Raw genomic sequence first — 18,630 nt, forward strand, 5'->3', positions numbered from 1 at the left:
TCTTCTGTAATCCAAACATGTTCACATTTTGAGAGGAGAATGTTAGATGTCAACCAACACACAACAAAATCAAAAAACAATGCCAGCACAGCATCAGGATCAACGCCCCGGTATTGAATCGGAGATGCATCCCAGACCGGAATTTGAGAAGCCTGAATACAAGGCAGCAGGTAAACTGACGGGTAAGGTGGCCCTTATTACAGGGGGTGACAGCGGAATTGGACGTGCTGTTGCTGTTACGTATGCCAAGGAAGGCGCGGATGTCGCCATTGTATACCTGAGCGAGCACGAAGATGCCAAGGAAACGAAACGTCAGGTCGAACAAGAAGGACGCAAGTGCATCTTGATTGCAGGTGACATTGGTGATGATGCCTTTGCGAAGAAATCTGTTCAGCAGACAGTGAATGAACTGGGCAAACTGGACATTGTCGTGAATAACGCAGCAGAGCAGCATCCACAGCAGAATCTGGAGGATATTACGCCAGAACAGTTGGAGCGTACATTCCGTACCAATATCTTTGGCATGTTCTATGTGACACAGGCAGCCCTGCCACATCTGAAGAAGGGCAGCACGATTATTAATACAACCTCTATCACAGCTTATCGCGGAAGCCCAACCCTGCTTGACTATTCATCTACCAAAGGAGCAATCACTTCGTTCACTCGTTCGTTATCAATGAATGTGATTGAGAAGGGAATTCGTGTCAATGCCGTTGCACCAGGGCCGATCTGGACACCACTCATTCCATCTACATTTGATGAGAAAAAAGTAAGTGAGTTCGGCGCAACGCAGCCAATGAAGCGGCCAGGACAACCGGATGAACTGGCTCCCGCTTACGTATACCTTGCTTCGGATGACTCTTCGTATGTAAGCGGACAGGTGATGCATGTGAATGGTGGCGAAGTGGTGAACGGATAATACGTTAAGAACGTTTAGATTCAGGATAGGATTGATTATATAGAGAGGCGTATCGCTTTCAGCATGGCTGAGCGGTGCGTCTTTTTTATATCAGGTGAATATGTATGTCAAAGATGCGGTTAGCACCTGTTTACAAAAGTCGGCATCTCTGTTGATACAACTATGATATTTTATTATTAGCCTTGTCTCACTGCAGTTGATAGCGTATTGCAAAGTACTGACTGAAAAGATTGGGAGTCCCCTAATCTGTGATATGATAGATCGAGCAATTATACTCGGAGGGACAAGTCATATGAAAATGAGCAAACAGAATGCAACACATTATATATGGGGTGCACAGTGCGATGGTTGGCATCTCGTTCAAAATGAAACACTGAGCATTATTCATGAACGAATGCCCGCAGGAACGGCTGAAATACGACATTATCATTCGGTAAGCCGTCAGTTTTTTTTCATCCTCAGCGGTGAAGCATGTATGGAACTTAATGGAGAGACGTTTGTGCTGGAAACCCATGAAGGAATAGAGATTGCACCCGGAATGCCGCATCAGATGATGAATCGGAGCGACGAAGAAGTGGAGTTTCTCGTAATTTCCAATCCGGGTACCCGTGGGGACCGAATTGAACTGGATTCAATGTAGAGCAATTCATTAGATATTAATCTGATCATAAAGGAAGAGATAGATGAGACCGTTCCGAATTCGCCTTGCCATCATTATGATGGTGCTGATCAGCGTATCCGTCATTGTGGCTGGATATACGATGGGCAGAGTGTTTAAGACTACGCATATAGCCGCATTGGAGCAAACCATGGTGCGCGAGATTAATTTGCTCAAAGCAACTTTTCCATTCCATGATGCAAGTGATCCAACCTCGGAAGCCACACGAAAGTATTATTCAGATCGGGCGCTGGAACTGGATCGTCTGACGGATTCCCGGGTAACCTTCATCAATAAAGACGGCATGGTCATTGGGGATTCCGAGAGTGATCCGGCCTCCATGGATAATCACTTGAACCGTGAGGAGATTAAGGGTGCCGTCGGAGATGGATACGGGCAATCCATACGTTACAGTGAGACATTGGGACAAGACATGCTGTATGTAGCACTACCTGTGAATTCGGATCAAAGTGACATGATTGAAATACCTAGTGGCAAATTTGATGGTTACATTCGTCTATCCATGAGTCTACAGGCTGTGGATCAAGGGCTTCAGCGTGGTTGGATGATAATGTTTGCTGCACTTGGGCTATTGTTCTTAATTGTCGCGTTTGTCAGTTATCGGGTTGCACGTGGATTAACCTCCCCGATTGAGCATATTACAAAAGTGGCCCATCGGATCACCAAGCTGGAATACGATGCCAGAGTTGATGTAACACGTAGAGATGAGATCGGACAGCTGGGGCTTGCCATAAACGGAATGGCAGACAGCTTGCAGTCCCAGCTGAAGACGATCCGTGACAATGAAGCGTTGTTACAGAGTGTCCTCGCGAACATGACCGGAGGTATTGTCATGATCGACGCAGGGCAATCCATTGCACTGGTCAATCGGGAAGCGGAGCGTATGCTTGGTATTCAGGCAGGAAAGGTTACGGGTAAACCTTATACTGAATTGAAAAGACACTACGAATTAACTCGCACCATTGAAGAGAGTGTTGCACTGAAAGAACGGATGCATGAAGAAGTGAGTGTGTTCAACCCGGAGGAAAAACTGATCCGTATTGATGGAGTACCGATGTCCGAAGATGATGGTGGGTATCGAGGCATGTTGTTCCTGTTGCAGGACGTGACGGCGATTCGCCGATTGGAGTCCATGCGCAGTGAGTTTGTTGCAAATGTCTCTCATGAGCTCAAGACACCAGTTGCTGCGGTCAAAGGGTTTGCCGAAACGTTGCTCAGTGGCGGGGTACAGGATAAGGAGACAGAGCGATCATTCCTGAAAATCATCTATGATGAAGGAGATCGACTTAACCGATTAATCGGGGATATTCTGGAGTTATCCAAAATTGAATCGAAACGCGCACCGCTGCAATGCTCACCTGTGCATGTACACTCTTTCTTCGAAATGGTGCTGGGCACCTTGTCCAAGGTGGCGGAGAAAAAGCAAATTCGTCTGGAAATGCATGTTCCGGAGGAACTGTACATTGAAGCGGATGAGGACAAGATGAAGCAGATATTCATCAATCTGTTATCCAATGGCATCAACTATACCCCCGATGGTGGACGAGTGAAGTTACAGGTGACGATGGATAACGATGATGAAGTTGTCTTTGCGGTGTCAGATACAGGAATTGGTATACCGAAAAAAGATTTGCCGCGAATCTTCGAGCGGTTCTATCGTGTTGATAAAGGCAGATCTCGTAATTCAGGGGGCACAGGCCTTGGACTTTCCATCGTTAAACATCTGGTGGAATTGCATCATGGCAAATTGTCTGTAGAGAGTGAACTGGGCATGGGGACAACGTTCGGTGTGATCCTTCCATTCATTCAGGAAGAAGAGATGTAGGCGTCTGGTTAGGGCGTGTCTCAAAATTCGCTGAAGTGCATCTTTTACCGCCTTTTCGCCCCCTGCTGCGTCACTTTCCCTTGACGTGCCCCGGCACGCCTGCGGAAAACTTCCTGGCTTGGAACGAAAATTCGGAAAAATCTGCTTCCTTCAGAATTTTCAGACACGCCCTATCAAAATGTAAAAAGTGTGTATTGTTTTACACCGCGTTAACAAATTAGTGCTATGATAGAAAAAGTGTTGTGGCAACAGACAACCTATGAAGAGAGAAGGGGTATCATGGCACAGCGTTTATTAGTTATTGAAGATGAACCTACATTATCAAGATTACTCACGTATAACCTGACACAGGAAGGTTACGACGTTACGGCAGAGGATCACGGATCTGCAGGATATGATCGGGCCTTGTCCCAGGAATTTGATCTCATTTTGCTGGATTTGATGCTTCCGGGCATGAATGGTCTGGACATTCTGAGCAAGTTAAGAATACAGGGTGTTAGTACACCGGTTATCATTCTGACGGCCAAGAACGGTGAAGCCGAGGTTGTACAGGGACTGAAATCAGGTGCCGATGATTATATTACCAAACCGTTTGGTGTATCTGAGTTATTAGCCCGAGTGGATGCGGTATTAAGACGTTATTCCAATGGTGAAGATTTACCACAGCTTGAGGACAAGGATGGCTCACGAATTATTCTGGGAGAGCTGGAGATTTATCCTCTGAAATATGAAGTGACACTGGGTGGACAATCCATCAGTCTGCGTCCAAAAGAGTTCGAAGTACTTCTATATTTGGCCAAAAAGCCGGGTGTGGTACTGACAAGGGATGATCTGATGAACGCTGTGTGGGGCTTCGATTATATCGGAGGTCAACGAACCGTGGACGTTCACGTCAGTTCATTACGTAAAAAGCTGGAGCTGGACCCGGAATCGGTTCACATTGATTCGATTCGTGGTGTAGGTTATAAATTGGTTGTCAAAAGAAAAACTCCCCATCATTCAAGTTAGCAATGATCGGGGAGTTTTATTTTACGTTCATTTAACATAAAGGAAGATTTTTCTTTACGTAGAGGGAGTAGCATGGACTTATCTGAGTGATACTTTGTACCTACATAACCCACCTCAAGACGGAGGTATTACGTAAAGGAGATTGCGCATTTATGCCCATGTTGCTCGAAGTGAAACCTGACCAGCCTCATGTTGTTTTACATAATGAAGAATTAACTACACTCATAATGGAGCAAACTGAAGTAGCACTAGTTGCTGAAGAATCTGTGATCCATTTGCATGACTATTATCGTCAGGTACCTGTCGCCGGAGTCCATACCACCTGTGGAGAAGCAGCCACGATGATGAATCAGGATCAGGAACACCCATGTATCGTATTGTGTGATGAGCAGATGAAACCCACTGGATTGTTAATGAGAGAGACGTTATATCGGATGTTAAATGGCCGTTTTGCCGCAGATCTATTCTACCGTAAGCCGGTCATACAAGTAGTGAATACATCTCCGGTTATTGCAGATATTCATATGGAAGCCGCAACGATTATTGATATCGCACTTGGACGGAATGAACAGCATTTCTACGATTGTCTGTTGGTTACGGACCAAGGCAGACTGCTTGGTGTGTTGACGATGCGGGACGTAATGTCGCTATCTCGCAGATTGCAACAGGCTGTTACGGAAGAGCGCATACGTACAGTAACCGAGAGCAGACAGGAGATATCCAGAATCAACGATGCGGTCACCAAGCTGGTGAATGCTGCGAATCAGACCGTTCATGAGGCCCGTGAGATCATGGCATTGTCCAAGCAGGGCGAAGAGAGTTTGAAGCACGTTGATGCTTCCTATAACCGGGTACATCAGCATATGGAAAGTCAAGGTCAACATGCGGATCACATGCTGAATTCGATCAAAACAGGCTCAGGCATGGCACAATCCATTCGCTCCCTGGCAGATCAAAGTGGTCTCCTCGCCCTGAATGCTTCCATTGAAGCAGCTCATGCCGGTGAATATGGACGAGGTTTTCAGATTGTTGCAGGCGAGATTCGAGCGCTCGCAAAACAGACCCGTGAAGTTGCGGGGAACATGTCTTCATTGCTAGAGAATATTGGTGGATTGACCCTTCAGACTGTTGAACTGGTTAAGGCAAGCGGAGCGGAGATTGACGACAGTTCGGTGCATGTCACCGCAGGGGGAGCAACGTTCCGACAACTGAACAGTGCGGTGAGAGATTTGTCTCGTATAGCAGAGGAGATCGCCATGGAAGGCGGGAAAGCTGGAGAAGTTGCAGAGCACATTCGTACGAAGCTGGATGAGATGGTTTCGAATGGAGAGTAAACTATAAGGTAGTCAATAAAGCAGGCATCAGCAATCAGATTGATCCATCAAGCAGATCATGAAGGTTAAGGATGTCTTTTTTACATTCCGTTAACATGAAAGTGATACTGTTTTTACAATGAAAGGGTAGGATATTAAAGATGGCCGAGCAGCGATGAAAGATTATCAGTATCGGTCTCAACGTAAAGGGAGTTTCCGTGTCCCTGCAGCGAAGGAGAAGTGAACATCCATGAAGGACCTCATTCACATTGAAAATCTTAATTTATATTATGATACGCATCACGCGCTTAAAAATATATCGATGGATCTGCCGGAAAAAACCGTTACTGCGTTCATCGGGCCGTCAGGTTGTGGTAAATCGACATTGCTTCGCACGTTAAACCGGATGAATGACATGATTCCGGGTGTTCGTGTGGAAGGACAGGTTATGCTGAATGGCTCTGACATTTACAGTAATGAGATTGAAGTGGAGACATTGCGCAAACGAGTTGGCATGGTGTTCCAACAACCGAACCCTTTTCCAAAATCCATATACGATAACGTGGCTTATGGACCTCGCTTGCACGGGGTAACCCAAAAGGCTGAACTGGATCAGTTGGTGGAACAAAGTCTTGTCCATGCTGCCCTATGGGATGAAGTGAAGGATGTATTGAAAAAGTCGGCACTTAGTTTGTCTGGCGGACAACAACAGCGTCTCTGTATTGCACGGGCGCTGGCTGTACAGCCTGACGTTCTGCTGATGGATGAAGCAACGTCTGCACTCGACCCGATCTCCACATTGAAGATTGAGGAGCTAGTGAAAGAATTGCATCACAAGTACACGATCGTTATGGTTACCCACAATATGCACCAGGCGGCACGGGTATCTGGACGCACGGTATTTTTCCTGAATGGTGAAGTGGTGGAGGCAGCTGATACGGAGACGTTATTCTCCACACCGCAAGATTCCCGGACCGAGGATTATATATCTGGAAGGTTCGGTTAAGCGAGCTGAATTGGAATGATTCCGGCATACCCGGAGATGATGGATAAGGAGGACATGAAATCTATGATTCGCAGAAAAGAATTTGATCAGGAGCTTGAAGAGCTGCGTACCTTGCTCAAACAAATGGGTGAACATGTAGGAGCAGCATTGGATGGTGCTATTGAGAGTTTACAAACGATGAACGCGGAGAAAGCTCAGGTCATCATCAAGAATGATGCGAATCTGAATGCCCTTGAAGACAAAATTATGGAACTTGGCTCCAAACTGATCATCACACAACAGCCGGTGGCAAAGGATCTCAGACGTATTATCGTGGCATTCAAAATCTCCAGTGATCTGGAGCGTATGGGAGATCTTGCGCTCGACGTGGCGAAGGTGACACTCCGTATGGATGGACAGAAGCTAATTAAACCTTTGGTGGATATCCCGCAAATGGCAGAAATCGTGAAATCCATGATTGATGAATCCATCGAATCTTTCCTGAAAGAAAACACAGACCTGGCCTACAAAATGGCTCAGACAGACGATCAGGTCGATCAACTGTACAGCCACATGATCAGTGATCTCTACACGTTAATGTCAGAGCATCCTAATCAGGCTTCACAGGCTATGCTGCTGATGATGGTTGGGCGTTACATTGAACGTATTGGCGATCATGCAACCAACATTGGTGAGAGCACGGTATACCTGGTGACAGGTAAACGTCCGGATCTGAATCAATAGGAAGAGCATTACTTTGGAATTGGGGAATCAGTACTGATTAAGTAATGCAATCATATGAATGGAAAAGGACTTTCTCTCAGGTAGGCTGTGTACAGCTGTCTGTGGAGAAGGTTCTTTTTTGCGATTAAATGTGAAGTGAAAGAGGCTATTCTTTTTGATGTGACAGGTGGGTATGGTATCATGAGAGTAGATGTAATTTGAAGAGGTTGACCATATAATACGCGAGGTGCTGGAATGGACAAGTTTATTCTCATAGATGGAAATAGCATTATTTACAGGGCGTTTTTTGCAATGCCGCCTCTGACCAACTCGAAAGGTTTGCATACCAATGCGGTATATGGCTTCACTACGATGTTGCTGAGATTGCTTGAAGAGCATCAGCCTACACATGTCATGGTTGCATTTGATGCAGGCAAAATCACGTTCCGCCACGAAGGGTATCAGGAATACAAGGGTGGACGGGAGAAAACACCACCAGAGTTGTCAGAGCAATTCCCTTTGCTCAAAGAACTGTTGAAAGGACTTGGCATTGCTCAGTTTGAGCTCGCTGGATTTGAAGCGGATGACATCATCGGAACGTTAACCAAACGCGCAGATGAAGCGGGTAGACAGGTGCTCGTTGTATCGGGTGACAAAGATATGCTGCAGCTTGCTTCCGAACATGTACATATCGGGCTGACGCGTAAAGGGGTAACCGATATTGAGCTGTATGATCCTGCTCAGATTAAGGAGCGTTATGGTCTGACGCCGCTGCAAATTATTGATCTCAAGGGTCTGATGGGCGATGCGTCCGATAACATTCCAGGCATTCCCGGGGTTGGAGAGAAAACAGCGTTGAAGCTGCTGCACCAGTTCGGATCGGTAGAAGATGTGCTGAACGGCACTAGTGAGCTGAAAGGCAAGATGAAAGAAAAGATCGAGGCCCATGCCGAAGATGCCCGGATGAGCAAACAACTCGCGACGATTCACCGGGAAGTTCCGCTGGAGCAGACGTGGGAGGATATGCAATTCGCTGGATTAAAAGAAGAAAATGCGGGCCCTGCATTGGCCAAGCTGGAATTCAAATCCTTGCTCGAACGCCTGTCGTTCAGTGGCAGCATCGGTTCTGAACAGGAAGCGGTCCCTGCTGCCGAAGTTGAATCCTCCATTGCAACAGAGGACAACATCAGTGAGTTGTTCAGTTCCCTCGATTCCATTGATGTACTCCACGTGGAGACACATGGGGATAACCCGCACCAAGCAAAATTGATTGGACTAGCTCTAGGTTCTGCTGGAACATATACGTTCATATCTCCCGAATTGCTTCATTCCGAGGCTGCGGCTCCAGTGCGGGCATGGCTTGGTAATTCAGACCAGCCGAAGCGCGGTTATGATCTTCATCGTGTAGACCTGGCCCTGCATGCGCATGGCATTGAATTCGCTGGTGCGTCATTTGATGTACAACTGGCGGCTTATTTGCTTGATCCAACGGAATCCAACCAGACGATTAGTGGACTCACGACCAAGTATGGTCTGCCGTCGCTTGTGGAGGATGACACGGTTATGGGCAAAGGGGCCAAGTACAAGGTACCGGAAGTGGAGATCTTGGGTGATTTCCTATGTCGGAAGGCTGCTGCAGTAGCAGCCATTATTCCACTTCAGGAGCAGGTGCTGGAAACCGATGAGATGAATTCACTGTTCCATGAACTGGAGATGCCGTTGTCACGCATATTGGCGGACATGGAGAAACAGGGCATCAAGGCCAATACAGCCGATCTACAGGCTTTGGGCAGTGAGTTTGAAGAACAGATCAGCAGGTTGATGGCTGAGATCTACAAGCTGTCAGGAACGGAATTTAATCTGAATTCACCAAAGCAACTGGGTGAGATTTTATTTGATAGACTGGGCTTGCCAGTGGTGAAGAAAACAAAAACGGGTTATTCCACAGATGCTGAAGTGTTGGAGAAATTGGCTCCTTATAATGATGTGGTCAAGCATATTCTACAATATCGTCAGCTTGCCAAGCTGCAATCCACTTATGTGGAAGGATTGCTCAAAGAGATATCCAATCGGGATGGCAAGGTGCATACGTATTATCGTCAGACCATCGCCGCTACTGGACGACTTAGCAGTCAATTCCCGAACTTGCAGAACATTCCGATTCGGATGGAAGAAGGTCGCAAAATCCGGAAGGTATTTGTTCCTTCCGAGCCAGGATGGTCCATTTTGGCAGCAGACTATTCCCAGATTGAACTGCGTGTACTGGCCCACATTTCGGACGATGAGCGCTTGAAGGAAGCGTTTGTCAACGATATGGATATTCATACAAAGACAGCTTCGGATGTATTCGGTGTGAAGCCTGAGGATGTGGATGGGGATATGCGTCGTTCCGCCAAGGCAGTTAACTTTGGTATCGTGTATGGAATAAGTGATTATGGCTTATCACAGAACCTGCATATTACACGTAAAGAGGCTGCGCAGTTTATAGATCAGTATTTTGAAGTATTCCAGGGTGTCCGCCGATATATGGATGACATTGTGAAGGAAGCTCGTCAGGATGGTTACGTCAAAACGCTGTTGGAACGTCGTCGCTACCTGCCAGAGATTAATGCCAGTAACTTCAATCTGCGTTCCTTCGCAGAGCGTACGGCGATGAATACACCGATTCAGGGAACAGCGGCAGATATCATCAAGCTGGCCATGGTACAGATGGATGAAGCGCTGCGGGAACGCAAGTTGAAGAGCCGTATGTTGCTTCAGGTGCACGATGAACTTGTATTCGAAGTGCCTGCGGATGAATTGGAACTGATGAAAGAGTTAGTCCCTTCTGTTATGGAAAAAGCATTGGAACTGTCGGTTCCGCTGAAAGCCGAAGTCAGCTTTGGTGATAACTGGTACGAAGCGAAATAAATCAAGTGCTGCGCGGTTTTTCCGGTATTTTACAATAGGCCCTTCCATGTTTGAGATATAAGAAAAGGGTCCCGCTGAGCGCCATCTTCCGTTATAATATAGGGGAGGTGAGAACATCATGCCGGAATTACCGGAAGTCGAAACAGTCAGAAGAACATTGAATCAACTTATTGTGGGCAAAACGATTGATCATGTTACCGTTAGCTTGCCGCGGATTATTCAGCGGCCGGACGACATAGATGCATTTGCAATGGAACTCGCGGGACATACCGTCATTGGGGTGGAGCGCCGCGGCAAGTTTTTGCGTATTTTGCTGGACGGGCTGGTGCTTGTCTCCCATCTGCGGATGGAAGGAAGGTACGGTGTGTACGAGCAGCATGAAGATGTGGAGAAACATACACATGTGATCTTCCATTTTAATGATGGTACGGAATTGCGTTATAAGGATGTGCGTCAATTTGGTACGATGCATCTGTTTAATGCAGGTGAGGAACTGGTGTCCAAACCTCTGCTGAAGCTGGGACTGGAGCCGCTTGATCCAGCCTTTACGGTAACTGCATTCCGCGAGGCGGTTGGCAAGCGTACAACCAAAATCAAGGCTGTACTTTTAAATCAGGCATATGTGGTTGGTATCGGGAATATTTATGTGGACGAGGCTCTATTTCGCGCAGGTATCCATCCCGAGACCATCGCCAAGACACTGACCGAAGCTCAGTTAACGGTGCTTCATGAAGCGATTGTGGCTACGTTGCAAGATGCAGTGAATGCAGGTGGATCTTCCATCAAGTCCTATGTGAATGGACAGGGTGAGATGGGGATGTTCCAGCATCAACTGAAAATCTATGGACGCAAATCAGAACCTTGTACAACTTGTGGTACGTTAATTGAAAAAACGGTGGTTGGTGGCCGTGGCACGCATTTTTGTCCGAACTGTCAGCTGCTGTAACATGAACTGAATGAACGAAATGATGAAATCATAGCACCCTTGGATTCCTCCCTCCATATACTGATATGGCAGAAATAAGCGGGCGTATACCCATACTGGCATCTTCAGTTGGCACGAGTACCGCACAGAGGAGGAGTCCGGGGTGCTGCATCATTTTATTTCATTGCTGGCGCTTGCTTTGGCGCTTAGTTTAGATGGTTTTGGAGTCGGGATTACATATGGGTTACGGAGGACTAAGATTCCCCTGTTATCTATCGCTGTTATTTCGATCTGTTCAGGATTGGTTATTGCCTTGTCGATGCAAGTAGGTGTGTTGTTGTCTCATGTGGTGTCACCGGATATCGCTTCGATCGTGGGAGCTGTTATATTGATAGGTATTGGTGCATGGTCACTGTTGCAACTAATTCGAAAGCAAGGCAAAGAACAGCTGGAAACAGACACTGGAATGGGTGAGGGAACAGAAGCAAAGGTAACTGGAGTGGGAGAAGCACAAGAGAGACTGTCGGATTCAAAGGGCAGGAATCAGGTGCTTGCACTGGATCTGGAGCAGTCGGCTTCAAATGGATCACTGGAACGAATGGTATTTACACTGGAGCTGCGCAAGCTGGGCGTTGTCATTCAGATCCTTCGCAGTCCCTCCAAGGCGGATATGGATAACTCGGGGAGTATATCTGCTCAAGAAGCGATGTGGCTTGGTATTGCCCTGTCTCTGGATGCGTTTGGAGCAGGTTTGGGAGCGGCACTTCTGGGATTCCCTACACTATGGACAGCACTCATTATTGCACTGTTTAGTGGGGCGTTTCTGTCACTCGGCATGAAGGTTGGCCTACGATTCTCAGCTCTGCGCTGGATGCGAAGACTGTCTGTATTGCCAGCGCTATTGTTAATGATTATGGGAATAATGAAGTTGTTATGAGGTGAAACGATGAATATAGGCTTAACCGGCGGGATCGCGACAGGCAAAAGCAGTGTTTCCGCCTATCTCGCCAGTAAGGGAGCGTTGCTCATCGATGCAGACGTTATTGCCCGGGAAGTTATGATGCCCGGGCATCCCGTGTTGGCCGCCGCTGTTAAGCGGTTTGGACAAGCCATACTGAACGAAGATGGAACACTGGATCGGAAAAAGCTCGGAAGTATTGTTTTCGAACAACCAGAGGAACGAAAGGCATTGGAGGCTATCACACATCCGGCGATCCGAAGAGAGATGCGCGAACGGGCTGCTGCATACGCGTTGCAACATCCGGATAAACTTGTGGTATCTGATATTCCTTTGCTCTACGAATCAGGCCTGGAGGATGGTTTCGAGGAAGTCATGGTAGTATATGTCCCGAGATCGGTGCAACGAGATCGCTTGATGAGTCGGGATGGAATGACTGCAGCACAGGCCGAGGCTCGAATGGATGTACAGATGGATATTGAGCGCAAAAAGCAGCTGGCAGACATTGTCATCGATAACAGCCGCTTATGGACAGAGACGGAGCAGCAAATTGACTCATATCTACAGCGTAAGGGTTTGTTATGAAGATATTGCGTAAGAAACGTGTACTGCTGTTGATGTTTGTGTCCTTTGTACTGGTGTTATTTCTGAATACAAACTGGATGGCATGGTTCTATCCCATACATTATAAGGAAGAGATCCGTGCCCAATCTCAGAGTTATGAGGTTGATCCGTTTCTGATTGCTTCCATTATCAAGGTGGAGACTAATTTTAAGACAAGCAAGGAATCCAAACGAGGTGCCATTGGGCTCATGCAACTGATGCCGGACACCGCGAATTGGATACTGGAACAAGCCAAAATTCCCGACACTTCGCTGGAGGAATTGAAGCACGAGCCTGAACGAAATATTCAATTAGGCACATGGTATCTGCGGAATCTATCCGATCAATTCGATGGCAATGAAGCAGTTATGATCGCTGCCTATAATGCGGGACCAGGCAAAGTAAACAGTTGGCTTAGAGATGGTGTATGGGATGGCTCGTTTGATACAGTGAAAGATATTCCGTTTGGTGAGACGCGTCACTATGTACAAAGAGTCATTTACTATTATAATCAGTATGTAAAGATCTATAATACGTTCTAAGTATATAAGTAGAAGCACAGAGCAGGCCGGTTATTCACCGGCCGCTCCATGCTCCTCTGTGTAGCGTATTACGATGCAGATATTATTGGTATTGACCTGCCAATTGCTGTTCTGCAATTGTTACCAGACGCTTCGTGATGTACCCACCGATCGAACCGTTCTCGTAAGAAGTCATGTTACCTTGGTATCCGTCTTGTGGGATGCTGATTCCGAGTTCTTGAGCAACTTCATATTTCATTTGCTCGAGTGCTGCGGAAGCTTTAGTTACCACCAAGTTGTTGGAGTTACCATTGCTTTGTGCCATTGCTGTTCACCTCCTCGCGGGTTGGTAAAAGTATTATGTGTCGGCAATGCGTTTTTCATTACAAAATCAGTACAGGGAATATGTGGTAAAAAGTAAAACGTGGGAAGTGATCTGTTTTGAAGTGTCCTTATTGCGGTTATATGGGTACCAAAGTGCTTGATTCGCGTCCGGCCAACGAAGCAAAATCCATTCGTCGTCGCCGTGAGTGTGAGCAGTGTGCCCGAAGATTTACAACGTTTGAGATGATTGAGGAGACTCCACTGATTGTCATTAAGAAAGATGGCAGTCGTGAAGAGTTCAGCCGGGATAAAATTCTCCGCGGGCTGATTCGTGCCTGTGAGAAACGTCCAGTCTCCGTAGAGACCCTGGAGATGATGGTATCTGAAGTAGAGAAATCCCTGCGTAATACAGCCGATGCTGAGGTCGAGAGTCGCCAGATTGGTGAGCTATTGATGGAACAGTTGTTTCCAGTCGATGAAGTGGCGTATGTCCGTTTTGCGTCGGTATACCGCCAGTTCAAAGATATCAATATGTTCATGAAAGAACTGAAATCCCTGTTGTCCAAAGACGATCTGGAGGATTAGTGAAGTTGGTAAAGGGAGAAGAGCAGTCTGGAGTTCCAGTCCGTGTGTACCAGAGAAATCGGTTGTTCTTCTCCAATCACTTTGGATCTTGAGAAAGTGATTGACAGCGAAAGCTGGATTTTATATGATATAGGAGTCGCCTGTGGAACGTAGCAGTGCTGGACAAGTTATCTATTTCATATCTTGGGGCCTTAGCTCAGCTGGGAGAGCGCATCGCTGGCAGCGATGAGGTCAGGGGTTCGATCCCCCTAGGCTCCATAATCAAGAACGCCATCACGTCATGTGATGGCGTTTTTTTGTGCGTGAAATAAATCAGAACATGCATTAATTAATTAGAATTTTTGGACTTGGGGACGAGCTTGGGGACGAATATTCTAGATGCAAAAATAGAGGGTTTAAAGTCCTGACTGTGGAGTTGTCAAAAAAAGTACAGTTTGTAAACAAGGAGCCCCTTCCGGCTGGATATTGTCCAGCCGGAAGGGGCTACATTCTTCTGTATACGCTTTCACTTAGCCAGATATTCGACGAATCTTACAAAGATCGTGGCTACTTCGGCGCGGGTGGCGGTGGCTTTGGGAGCAAAAAAGTTGTCCGACTTGCCTAATACAATGCCGATGCCTTGTAGCGCCTGAACGGCCTCCAATGCCCATGAGCTGATCTCACTCTCGTCCGTGAAGGGCTTAGCGTGGCTTTCAGGGAGCTCATAGCCTTTGTACTTCATGTAGTTGTACAGTATCACCAGCATCTGCTCGCGCGTCATCGTTGAATTGGGGTCAAACAGTTCTGCGTTTGTACCGTTGACTACGCCTTTTTCGGCTGCCCACTCGGCTGCCGCCGTGTACCACTGTCCGTCCGTCACGTCGTTAAAGCGGGAACTCGTGTAGCTGGAGAGGTTTACGTTCTCAAGATTGGCCAGTACCTGCACGAACATTGCACGCGTCATTGCGGTGCCCGGTGAGAAAGTTGTGGACGTGGTGCCGTTGAAAAGATCGTATGTGTAGGCGAAATTTATATCGTTGTAAAACCAGTCGTCCATGTTGGCATCTCTGAAAGGATTGCCCGATAGCACGAGGAAGCCCAGTGGGGTGGCGTCATCAAATGCTAGCTCCGTACCCTCACGGATGTTCAGCGACATGCCGTTGTCTAAGTCAACTCTTGCGCCGCTCGGTCCTACCACAACCGCTCCGTTGCTCCGTATCTTTGATCCGCCGTGAATATCCACACGGTTGCCGTTGGGCAGGGTCACATGCGCGTCTTTGCCGCCTACTGTAACCGTACCGTCGCTCGCTATCGTCGATCCTCCCGAAATGGTCACTGTGTTGTTTTCGCCGGGTAGTGTCACTTCGGCGCTCTTGTCTGCCGGAATGGTTACCTTATCGTTTGAGTCTATCGTTGTGCCTTCGGGCACCTTAATCTTCGTCCCGCCTTTGGTCGCAATCTCGCCGCCACCGGGGAGGGTGGTGTTGCCGTTTTTGTCTGTGACCGCGGGCTTATCCTTCGGTGTATTCACTGTGTAGGTCGACTTCAACGTTCCAGGGTCTGTCCCGGTGCCCGTATTGTCGGTGTTGCCCGTATTACCGATGTTGCCGGTATTTCCGGTGTTTCCGGTGTTGCCCGTATTGCCGCCAGAATCAGGCACAGTGGGAGTCGTCGTCTTCATCGGCGTCGTCGTAGCACTGATCTCCGCGCCGTCGCCCTTTGCATTCACCGCGATGATGGTGAAGTTGTAGCCTTGGCCGTTTGTCAGGTTCTTAAAGGTATATTTGGTCTCCGTCGCATCCAGTGTGATCGGCGTCCCGTTGCCATACCATACCTTGTAGCCCAAGATCGCACTGCCACCGTCGTCAGCAGGGGCGGTCCAGTTCAATGTGACCTGACCGTCACCGGCTGTCGCCTTGAAGCCGCTCGGAGCACCTGGCACGACCGGTTTTCTCTGCGCGAACATCCAATCAAAGACGTCTGTGTAGTCATTGTTCCAAGCTGGCAAGTTAGAGGACTGCGCCGTGGGAGCTATGCTCCAATTCCCCATAGTTATCTGGTTGTAAAGAACCGCCGCTTCAACTTCGTGCGCTATGTAATCAGCCAGAACAGGTGTGTTGGCCGGATTCGGCCTCAGGTTCGGCTGATCAAATTGATTGTAGGGCCACGTAAGGACCTCATTACTCTCAAAGCGCGAAGCCCTCGCGTTGATCATTTTTGGCATATTGTTATTGATAAAGTTATTGAGGTTAGTCTGGTAGCCTCCAACATTATGAGCATTTAAAAACATCCAATAGGCCAGGTTGTTGTGAGCGTCGTTGTCCTTAGCATTCGGTGAACCGCTTACCGGGGCCATAGGTGCGGCGGCGGCGAAGAAGCCAGGGTGGCTGTTAACTAAGTTGTTTGTATACTGGCCGCCCCATGAGAAGCCCGCCGCGTAAACACGGTTAGGGTCTACTTCGCCGCTGGCAATCAGGGCGTCTATGACCTTCTTAACATTCTCTGTTGAGGGAACAGATACGCCATTATAGGAAATATTCAGTACATGGCTGGCGTACTTGTCAGGATTTTTCTCCATTTTTTTCATTAGAGCGACCGAGCCGTTGGCGGATTTCATGGCCGCTTTTTGGTCTGTCGCAGCGTTTGTACCGCCGCGTGACATGCCGTGAGTATAAACATACAGCGGCAATCCTTTGATCACTTTACCGTCTTCATCCTTGTGTAGGTAGAGCGAGCGATTGACCGAATTGTCCGTGAATGTTGTAAACTTGTCAAGGATCGGATTCACAACTTTGTCCTGTTCAAAAACCACGTTGCGAAGTGGACTCCCCTCTGTCAGTACGATCTCTCCGTTTGGGACGATGTTGTAAACCTGCTTTGTCGAGTTACTGCTGCCATCCAGCGTTGTTTTGCCGCCGCTCGCTGAATAAAACTCAGACTCAACTACGATGTAACGGCCACTTGCCAGTCCGTCCTGATAATCCGGTGAATTGCTTACTGGCCCCAGATAGCCGCGTACTTTCGGCTCGTCATTAGCGTATACCCTTGTGATTTTGCGTGGTCCTTCAAAGGTCACTGCTTCGCCGTTCAGGGTTGTGTTCCTAGCCGATAAGGCAAACAAGTCCGGATTAAGCGCGGAGCCTAACGCTGCCTTCCCCTCGCCTAAGTCGATGATGACAGCCGTTGTGTACTCGCCACTGGCGAAGTTGTCATTCCATACAACAAAGGGAAGCAGCCCCGCGTCCGGATCGTTTTTGAATGTTACGTGAATTGTATGGTCAGCCTCAATATTCGAAAAGGTATAAGTGCCAGCAGATAGAGTCACGGTCTCGCCGTCTACCGTTACAGTATCCACAATTTTGCCGGAATCGGGAGTAAACGTAATTTCTTTGTTAGAGCCCCGATCTACTCTCAGCACATCGCCGGGTGGGTTCGACATTATTGAGCCGCCCGGTCCGGCAGTGGCGGTAATTGATAATCTGGTGTCCACTTCATTGGCTGAGATGAGCTGCAGGCTGTCTGTAAAAGAAGCAGCGCTGGTGTAAGCCGCGTCCGGATCTCCGAAACTGGAAACGACTTCATAACGATCACCGCCTTTTTCCGTTGAGTTATTAATATAAACCTCAAAGGTAAGCTTGCCCTCCTCCAAGGTCAAGGTTCTTTTGGGTATTCTCATCTCCACGATATATCCTGTTTCCGTGATCTGGGTCCATGCAGCTCTGCCCGGAGCGGCCTGCCCTGAGAACACACCCGACGCGCTGACGCGCCATTGGTTTGAGCCTCCGGTTCCGGTGCCGACATAAAACTCCAGGCTGTCGTACTGGTGATCTCCGCCAGCTCCCTGATATAGATTACTGTCATTCACAACTACGCGGGAATACAGGTAGTCATGGTCCCAAAGGATTCTGGCTGTGCCCGTGGCATGGGGTCTGGGATCGGCGGGCACAGTGCTTTTGTTGATGTGATGCTCCATGGTCTGGCCCCAGAGTGGGTCGTTTGACCCGAGTTCGGGAGTTCCAAAAATGGCGGTGGGTGTTTCATTCGCTTCTGCGTTCTCGATGTTGTCAGTGGCGGCGGCATAGCTGGTAGGCATTAATGACACCACCATTACCAAGCAACAGAGGAACGCGAGCATTCTGCTAAATCGTTTTGGCATAAATGAAAATCCTCCTTATTTTTCGATTCGGTGTGCCCATGGCTTACCGCATCGTATTCGGACACGTTGTCCATATGACAAGCGCCCAACTATATATATTATGTTTATCAGGCGTTCAATCCTTTAATTTACCTATAGAGTATATTAAGAATGAAAACGATTACTTCGAAGCATAGGGATAGTGTTGAAGTTTGCGGGAATTACAATAAAAAAATCC

At 47.8% G+C, this 18,630-nt stretch carries 15 protein-coding genes and 1 tRNA gene; 14 read left to right on the plus strand and 2 right to left on the minus strand.

Annotated features, from left to right (window positions below):
• Window positions 1–46 precede the first annotated feature (46 nt).
• The 12 genes from MHI48_RS09865 to MHI48_RS09920 all read left to right on the plus strand — a co-directional run bounded on the left by MHI48_RS09865 (window position 47) and on the right by MHI48_RS09920 (window position 13,390).
• Window positions 47–919 (plus strand): SDR family oxidoreductase, encoded by an 873-nt coding sequence (locus tag MHI48_RS09865; protein ID WP_076326999.1) that lies wholly within the window; start codon window positions 47–49, stop codon window positions 917–919.
• A 292-nt stretch (window positions 920–1,211) separates the two neighbouring features.
• Window positions 1,212–1,559: a cupin domain-containing protein gene (locus MHI48_RS09870; protein ID WP_076326998.1), complete on the plus strand. Its 348-nt coding sequence runs from the start codon at window positions 1,212–1,214 to the stop codon at window positions 1,557–1,559.
• A 43-nt stretch (window positions 1,560–1,602) separates the two neighbouring features.
• Complete coding sequence (gene pnpS, locus MHI48_RS09875; RefSeq protein WP_076326997.1) at window positions 1,603–3,423, plus strand: two-component system histidine kinase PnpS; 1,821 nt, start codon at window positions 1,603–1,605, stop codon at window positions 3,421–3,423.
• Between the two features lie 279 nt (window positions 3,424–3,702).
• Window positions 3,703–4,431 carry a response regulator transcription factor gene (locus MHI48_RS09880; protein ID WP_036609823.1) on the plus strand — a complete coding sequence of 243 codons (729 nt, stop codon included), beginning with the start codon at window positions 3,703–3,705 and terminating at the stop codon, window positions 4,429–4,431.
• A gap of 152 nt (window positions 4,432–4,583) precedes the next feature.
• A complete protein-coding gene (locus tag MHI48_RS09885) occupies window positions 4,584–5,765 on the plus strand; it encodes a methyl-accepting chemotaxis protein (RefSeq protein ID WP_076326996.1) in 1,182 nt (393 codons plus the stop codon).
• Window positions 5,766–5,994: 229 nt separating this feature from the next.
• Window positions 5,995–6,750, plus strand: a complete 756-nt coding sequence (gene pstB / locus MHI48_RS09890; RefSeq protein ID WP_036609821.1) for a phosphate ABC transporter ATP-binding protein PstB — start codon at window positions 5,995–5,997, stop codon at window positions 6,748–6,750.
• A 63-nt stretch (window positions 6,751–6,813) separates the two neighbouring features.
• Window positions 6,814–7,473, plus strand: a complete 660-nt coding sequence (gene phoU, locus MHI48_RS09895) for a phosphate signaling complex protein PhoU (protein ID WP_036609819.1) — start codon at window positions 6,814–6,816, stop codon at window positions 7,471–7,473.
• Window positions 7,474–7,707: 234 nt separating this feature from the next.
• Window positions 7,708–10,362, plus strand: a complete 2,655-nt coding sequence (polA, locus tag MHI48_RS09900; RefSeq protein ID WP_076326995.1) for a DNA polymerase I — start codon at window positions 7,708–7,710, stop codon at window positions 10,360–10,362.
• 118 nt (window positions 10,363–10,480) lie between these two features.
• Window positions 10,481–11,308, plus strand: coding sequence for a DNA-formamidopyrimidine glycosylase (mutM, locus tag MHI48_RS09905; RefSeq protein ID WP_036669994.1), 828 nt, complete (start codon window positions 10,481–10,483; stop codon window positions 11,306–11,308).
• A 142-nt stretch (window positions 11,309–11,450) separates the two neighbouring features.
• The gene (locus tag MHI48_RS09910; protein ID WP_245837950.1) at window positions 11,451–12,224 is read left to right on the plus strand and encodes a manganese efflux pump; all 774 of its coding nucleotides are present in this window, start codon (window positions 11,451–11,453) and stop codon (window positions 12,222–12,224) included.
• A 9-nt stretch (window positions 12,225–12,233) separates the two neighbouring features.
• Window positions 12,234–12,830 carry a dephospho-CoA kinase gene (gene coaE, locus MHI48_RS09915; protein WP_076326993.1) on the plus strand — a complete coding sequence of 199 codons (597 nt, stop codon included), beginning with the start codon at window positions 12,234–12,236 and terminating at the stop codon, window positions 12,828–12,830.
• The gene (locus MHI48_RS09920) at window positions 12,827–13,390 is read left to right on the plus strand and encodes a lytic transglycosylase domain-containing protein (protein ID WP_062833563.1); all 564 of its coding nucleotides are present in this window, start codon (window positions 12,827–12,829) and stop codon (window positions 13,388–13,390) included. The genes coaE and MHI48_RS09920 overlap by 4 nt, the downstream gene beginning before the upstream one ends.
• A gap of 82 nt (window positions 13,391–13,472) precedes the next feature.
• On the opposite strand, the gene MHI48_RS09925 is transcribed toward MHI48_RS09920, so the two are convergent.
• Window positions 13,473–13,694 (minus strand): alpha/beta-type small acid-soluble spore protein, encoded by a 222-nt coding sequence (locus MHI48_RS09925; RefSeq protein ID WP_017689472.1) that lies wholly within the window; start codon window positions 13,692–13,694, stop codon window positions 13,473–13,475.
• A gap of 116 nt (window positions 13,695–13,810) precedes the next feature.
• Here MHI48_RS09925 and nrdR point away from each other — a divergent pair, with 116 nt between their 5' ends.
• Both nrdR and MHI48_RS09935 read left to right on the plus strand, forming a co-directional pair.
• Window positions 13,811–14,278: a transcriptional regulator NrdR gene (nrdR, locus tag MHI48_RS09930; RefSeq protein WP_036609807.1), complete on the plus strand. Its 468-nt coding sequence runs from the start codon at window positions 13,811–13,813 to the stop codon at window positions 14,276–14,278.
• A 185-nt stretch (window positions 14,279–14,463) separates the two neighbouring features.
• Window positions 14,464–14,536: transfer RNA gene (locus tag MHI48_RS09935), tRNA-Ala, on the plus strand.
• 247 nt (window positions 14,537–14,783) lie between these two features.
• Here MHI48_RS09935 and MHI48_RS09940 read toward each other — a convergent pair.
• Window positions 14,784–18,413 carry an S-layer homology domain-containing protein gene (locus tag MHI48_RS09940; protein WP_076326992.1) on the minus strand — a complete coding sequence of 1,210 codons (3,630 nt, stop codon included), beginning with the start codon at window positions 18,411–18,413 and terminating at the stop codon, window positions 14,784–14,786.
• Window positions 18,414–18,630: the final 217 nt, after the last annotated feature.

Source organism: Paenibacillus sp. FSL H7-0942, from assembly GCF_045040715.1.
GTDB classification, from domain to species: Bacteria; Bacillota; Bacilli; order Paenibacillales; family Paenibacillaceae; genus Paenibacillus; species Paenibacillus amylolyticus.